Source organism: Halomonas colorata (assembly GCF_014897985.1).
Lineage (GTDB): Bacteria > Pseudomonadota > Gammaproteobacteria > Pseudomonadales > Halomonadaceae > Vreelandella > Vreelandella colorata.
Window position 1 is genome coordinate 1 of sequence record NZ_JABUZA010000080.1, and the last position, 5600, is coordinate 5600.

A 5600-nucleotide genomic window follows, 5' to 3' on the forward strand; every position below is an offset into this window, starting at 1 on the left:
ATAACTTGTCACCGGTTGAGTATGAAAGGCGTTACTTTAAGAGCCTAACGGGTGTCTAGAATATCCGGGGCGATTCAAACCTTACTTATTTCGCAGTCAACTTCTATAGCGATATTAGGGTAAATTTTTGAAAACCCTTTTAACGCTTTAGGTAAAAAAGCAAGCTCGAGATCGCTCGGAATGCCAAGTCGAACCTTTCCTGTAATGTTTTCTCCGGCTAACTTTTTTATAAGTGAGTCATTTATATCTAATATCTTCTGGGCAGAATGATAGACATTTTCCCCGTCGGCAGTTAGTGCCAAATTGAAGCCACGAAGAAATAACTTTGTATTCAGTATCTCTTCCAGTTTTTTGATTTGTAAACTAATGGCCGGTTGTGAACGTCCCAAGAGTTCACCTGCATTGGTAAACCCACCAAGATCCTTGATAGTAACAAAGGTTCTCAAAAGTTCGGTTGGAATATTTTTCAAAATGGCCTCGCATTGGTAATAGTGATGCCTGCATTTGCCCTTCTAATTGGCCGCAACCGCAGGCATAAAATACCTTGTTAAACATGCTATGAAAATACGCTATGGCGCCTAGCTTGACATATCTAAAGTGTAGGGCCATGAAAGCCATTTGGCACTCATTCAATGTAGATCGATCCACCACATCCTTTCCACTATCAATTCAATAACAAGAGAACGAAAAGATGAACTCATGGGCATTATCCACCTTTCTAGTTTTAAGCATTTATATGCTGGTGCACGCTGGCGCCACTTACATGCGACGGGAGCTTAAACGCAAGCAAAAACTCCAACAAGACCAACAGGGGAGTTAAGCGCTATGGACGGTTATCAGATTTTCAACTGGGGCCTGTTGTTCATCACTTTTGCACTGATGATCTATTTGGGCTACCTGTCATCTAAAATGATGAAGAACGGCGACGAAGGTGGTTTTCTACTGGCAGGACGCTCTCTAGGTGCTTTCGTCGGCGCTGGTACTATTGTCGCTACGGGCTTCAGTGGATGGGGCTTCGTAGGCTCACCCGGTGCAGCCTATCAGTTCGGAGCGATTGAGGTGCTTGGGAACTTTTTCTTCGCTCCAGCGATGATGATCGCAGTGCTATATTTCGCCAGTTTCTTACAGGCAAAGGCGGCGGACATGGGTAGTAATACCATTCCAGAATATGTCGCTCAGATTCACGGCGGCGGTGCCTTGGGTCGCGCAGTGCAAGGACTCGCGGCGCTGATCACCATCGTATTACTATTAGTCTTTCTAACCAGTCAGATTAAGGCTGTGGCATTGCTGGGTGCTAACTGGCTGGATATAGAACTTACTAACAGCGCACTGCTGATGGTGGGTGTCATTATTATCTATACCATGCTGGGTGGACTTGCCGCAGTGGCCTGGACCGATACAGTGATGGTTGTTGGCATGTGTCTGGCCGCCATCATAATTATCGTGCAAATCTTGACCAGTATCGATCTAAGTGAATGGGAAAGCACGCTTAACGCGATGGATCCGGAATTGTTGAACCCTTCCACTGGTGCCCACTATGGTGATAGTCCGGCCATGGTTTTTTTGGTGCTGCCTTACGCCTTCCTGTTCGCTGCAGTTCTACCTTTCATGGCGGTACGCTTCTTGGCTTTCCGGCCGGACGTGAAGTTGCATAAGATGGGTATCTACGTGGCGATTTTCGGCGCGCTGTTAAGCCTGGTACCGGTGGTGGGACTTTACATCAAAGTGCAGGTGCCTGACTTGGCTGACCCGGATAACGCTATGCCGGTCTATCTCGAACAGTTTATGCCGCCAGCTTTGGAAGGCCTGATTACCCTGTTCATTCTTTTTGCCATGAAATCGACTGCCAACTCGCTACTGCATACTGTGGCTTCTGCAGTCTCTCATGACCTACGACTAGCATTATTCAGCTATATCAAAAACCCTAGCCGGGTGCTGTGGATCAACCGTTCGGCGGTGGTCATCTTGGGGTGCGTGGCACTATTGATGATGCTTTACGCTCCACCCTTCATGCTCTCTTGGCTAGGCATCTTGGGGACTGGTACTTTGTTGGCCAGCTTTATTGGTCCGGTTTTCATTTCAACTTTTTGGCAAGGATCCGCTTGGGGCGCGCTGGTCGCAATGATTACAGGCTTTTGCACCAGCGGCTATATGATGCTGTTTGTTGACGTGGGGTGGCTGATCGGACCACTGACCGGTTGTGCGGTTTCATCCGTTTTTTACGTGGCTATATCGCTGCTGACAAATAAAACTAAATGTATTTATTCAGAAAGTTTAAGATAGATTGAAGTTGAAATAATACTTACTTTGCGCTTCTGGCATGCCATCGTGATGCGTCTCTATCGAATTATATCTTCTGAAAAAGATATGTTCGAATATCGAGAGCTTTTCGGTGGCAGCCCTTTCCCACTTTTTAAGCTAAAATTTTGATTATAAAAGAAATTTATATCGTGTAGTATTAATTGTTTTGAAACAAATCTTTTTGGATAGTGGGGTAGGTAGAAAGAAGCTAGTTGATGATGAGCTTAGTCTCTGGAGGCTTTATGGATCATAAATCTTCAAGTATATTTAAAAATAAAAACAGACCATATGTTTCTTCACAGGAGGGGGCTGATAAAATTAAAACGACTAAGAAAGTTGTTTTTATCCTGCTTGAAAACTTTTCAATGATGGCGTTTACCGGGGCTGTTGATGCACTGGTGACTACAAACTTAATGAAGACCGCCACTATTTATGAAATCACGGTTGTGGGTAGCAATGCGGGGTCTACTGTGTCTGATCTAGGCATTGAGATTGCGAACGACTTCTCTCTGCAAAGCTTTAAGTCAATTGATTTTCAGGTAGATGTTCTTATCGTGTGTGGTGGATTGCGAGTTAAAACGCAAGCCAGTTTATTGCTACGAAGTATATTAAGGAGAGCGGATGCTCAGGGGGCCGCGCTTGGAGGGCTTTGGAACGGAGCTTACTTTCTTGCGGAAGCTGGTCTTTTGAGCGGTTACCAGTGCGCCTATCATCCAGACGGACGAGCCATGATGGCAGAGCAGTACTGGAACGTATCTGTAACCAGCCGTAGTTTTATTGTAGACCGTAGTCGGCTAAGCTGCGCTGGCGCTAGCAGCTCTCTTAGTATGATGCTGGAAGTGGTGCGTTTAGACTGTGGCAACGAGGTGGTTGGTGCTGTCGAGGAGATGCTAAGTTGTGACAAGGGTATCGATTTGCCGGATGTATCGACGCTCCGTATCGATCAAAACCACACCCTGCCCGAGAAGCTTAAAATTTCACTTCAGCTGATGAAAAACAATATTGAAGAACCTCTTTCTATCCCTGAAATAGCCAACTGGGTCAACATTTCAAGGCGCCAGCTTGAACGCATGTTTTGTAACTACGTAAGTGCTAGCCCTTCACGATATTATATAGAGCTTCGCTTGACGCGCGCTCGGCAGCTTCTTCAACAAACTAACAAGTCCGTGACGGAGGTAGCGGTGGCGACCGGCTTTTCGAGTTTTTCCCATTTTCGAAGCTGTTTTTATCGGCACTTTAATATTACGCCGGGTCAGTTCCGAAAGTCGTGCCAAAGGGGCGAATATTTCCTGTAGGTTTAAACCACCACGAGCGACATGAAGAGGGGCCATAAAGACCCCTTTAAATGAGTTGCCAGCGCCAATTTAGTCACCCGACCAGCCCATAAAGATAGGCACGTAGACGACTAACAGCAGCACCCCGATCAAGCCCAGCATATACGGCACGATGGCCCGCGTAATGCGCTCAAGCGGCAGCTGCGTGACGGAGGAAGCAACGTACAGGTTGATCGCCACCGGCGGGGTAATCATGCCTATCGAGAGTCAGATAATTTCCCCATTTATAACCGGGGTGATAAGTAGAGTTGATTAGGCAGTCATTGTCACTTTCTGTTTCGGTGTTATCCCACCCAATGCCATATTCGGTCGCTCGTGGTTGCACGTCCAGAGCCAGCGTGTGGCAAAATCCTGTACTTCAGCGATCGAGTCGAACAAATAATGACTCAGCCAATCATAACGGGCTGTTCGGTTGTAGCGTTCGATGTAGGTATTCTGCTGTGGCTTGCCAGGTTGAATGTACAGCAGCTCAATACTGTTCAGCTTCGCCCAACGGGTTAGTTTGTCACTGATGTATTTTGGGCCATAGTATTTGCTGAATAAGTAGGTTGGAGCCAGCCATCTGTACCAAAATCTCTGATGTCAATCAGTGGATTTAGGAGATGTACACATGGCTGACAACATAAAGAATAGCTTTGTGAAGGTAATGATCGCCATCGACATTGCCAAAACGTCCCATGATGCGGTCACTTTATGGCCGTCAGGTCGTAACAAAACGTTTAAGTTCCCTAATACGTTAGTGGGTTATCAGAACCTCATTAATGCAGCAGAAGTACCTGCTGAGGGCATTCTGATGGCCTTTGAGCCGACGGGACTGACTTCCATCAGTGGCTCCGGCTTTTCACGAACTAGGCGTTTCTTGGGTTTTATCCGCAGGTTCAGTTCTAGCTCCCGATAAATTCGGTAAACCCGTTTGTGATCCCAGCCAAACCCTTTGACGTTTCTCAGGTGCAAAAAGCTCAGGCCGAAGCCCCAATTTCGCTAGTTATGGGTCAATCGGATCAGCCAGTCGGCGATCTCAGCATTCTCGCTGCTGAGCTTGGGCCGGTAGCAATAGCGGTCTCGCTGATGCTGAGCATCAAGCAAGCCAGTCGAATACTGATGCGCTTCCCATTGACGGCTTTCTGCGCCATCTTACGGCGTCGAGACGGCTTCACCACTTTTTTCGATGGCTTCCTTGAGGGTGTCCGCTTTCAATCGTTCCTCAGCGTACATCTTCTTAAGCTGTCGGTTTTCATCCTCTAGCTCTTTCAGCCGGGCCATCATGGACGCATCTATGCCGTCGAATTTAGCTCGCCACTTATAGAAGGTTGCATCACGGCATAGCTCTGGAACCGGTGCGCCGCCTTCGGCTTGCTTGAGGATCGACAGGATCTGGCTGTCAGAAAAACATGATTTTTTCATGCAGAATCTCCCTGCGTTTAGCTTACGGAAAATTCTACTTTTGAGCACCTTGGTTTTTCGGGGGGATTACCATGAGATCTCCCTTTAAACAAGGTTAGCTGGCAATTGCAGAAAACTTAAAGTGTTCGTTTCGAGGGATAGGTCAGGCAGTCCAAAAGGATCGGCTCGGCGGTATTCAGCGTCTATCGGTTGCTGCCGGTGTCTAATAAAAAATATATTTGAACAAATAAAAATATAACTCATTGTTTATAGGGGGTTTTATATTTTTGACAATTTATTTTTTTAGTGATAGCTTTATATTAATTGATCGCATATATAATTTTAATGAAAATAACCTAAAGCGATAAGTCGAAGCTTGACCGGTGGCTTTGTTGCTAGCTCATAAAAACTAATCCCAAAAATACTTATTACCGATAAGTCCAACAAACAAAGGATTATGGCTATGAAAAAACCTGTAATAAAAACCAAAATTGCTCAAGGCGTATTAGGTTCTGTACGAAAAGTCGGCTCGCAAGCAGCGGCCTATGCACGCCACGCATATCATCGCCCTAAAGCTGCTTG

General features: G+C 46.2%; 4 protein-coding genes and 1 pseudogene. 2 read left to right on the forward strand and 3 right to left on the reverse strand.

The window, feature by feature from the left end:
• Nucleotides 1-74 precede the first annotated feature (74 nt).
• Complete coding sequence (locus tag INT33_RS20645) at nucleotides 75-470, reverse strand: LysR family transcriptional regulator (RefSeq protein ID WP_193092911.1); 396 nt, start codon at nucleotides 468-470, stop codon at nucleotides 75-77.
• A 355-nt stretch (nucleotides 471-825) separates the two neighbouring features.
• On the opposite strand from INT33_RS20645, the gene INT33_RS20650 reads away from it, so the two are divergent.
• Nucleotides 826-2283, forward strand: coding sequence for a sodium:solute symporter family protein (locus INT33_RS20650; protein WP_193092912.1), 1458 nt, complete (start codon nucleotides 826-828; stop codon nucleotides 2281-2283).
• A gap of 260 nt (nucleotides 2284-2543) precedes the next feature.
• Nucleotides 2544-3596, forward strand: coding sequence for a GlxA family transcriptional regulator (locus INT33_RS20655; RefSeq protein WP_193092913.1), 1053 nt, complete (start codon nucleotides 2544-2546; stop codon nucleotides 3594-3596).
• A 69-nt stretch (nucleotides 3597-3665) separates the two neighbouring features.
• On the opposite strand, the gene INT33_RS20660 is transcribed toward INT33_RS20655, so the two are convergent.
• Both INT33_RS20660 and INT33_RS21640 read right to left on the reverse strand, forming a co-directional pair.
• The gene (locus INT33_RS20660) at nucleotides 3666-3830 is read right to left on the reverse strand and encodes a TRAP transporter large permease subunit (RefSeq protein WP_226940292.1); all 165 of its coding nucleotides are present in this window, start codon (nucleotides 3828-3830) and stop codon (nucleotides 3666-3668) included.
• A gap of 57 nt (nucleotides 3831-3887) precedes the next feature.
• Nucleotides 3888-5039: pseudogene (locus INT33_RS21640) on the reverse strand (integrase core domain-containing protein).
• Between the last annotated feature and the right edge of the window lie 561 nt (nucleotides 5040-5600).

What these genes read in the sequence shown, in the direction of transcription:
- INT33_RS20650 (WP_193092912.1), top strand. Translation starts at nt 826, where the DNA reads ATGGACGGTTATCAGATTTTCAACTGGGGCCTGTTGTTCATCACTTTT.
- INT33_RS20655 (WP_193092913.1), top strand. Translation starts at nt 2,544, where the DNA reads ATGGATCATAAATCTTCAAGTATATTTAAAAATAAAAACAGACCATAT.
- INT33_RS20660 (WP_226940292.1), bottom strand. Translation starts at nt 3,830, where the DNA reads ATGATTACCCCGCCGGTGGCGATCAACCTGTACGTTGCTTCCTCCGTC.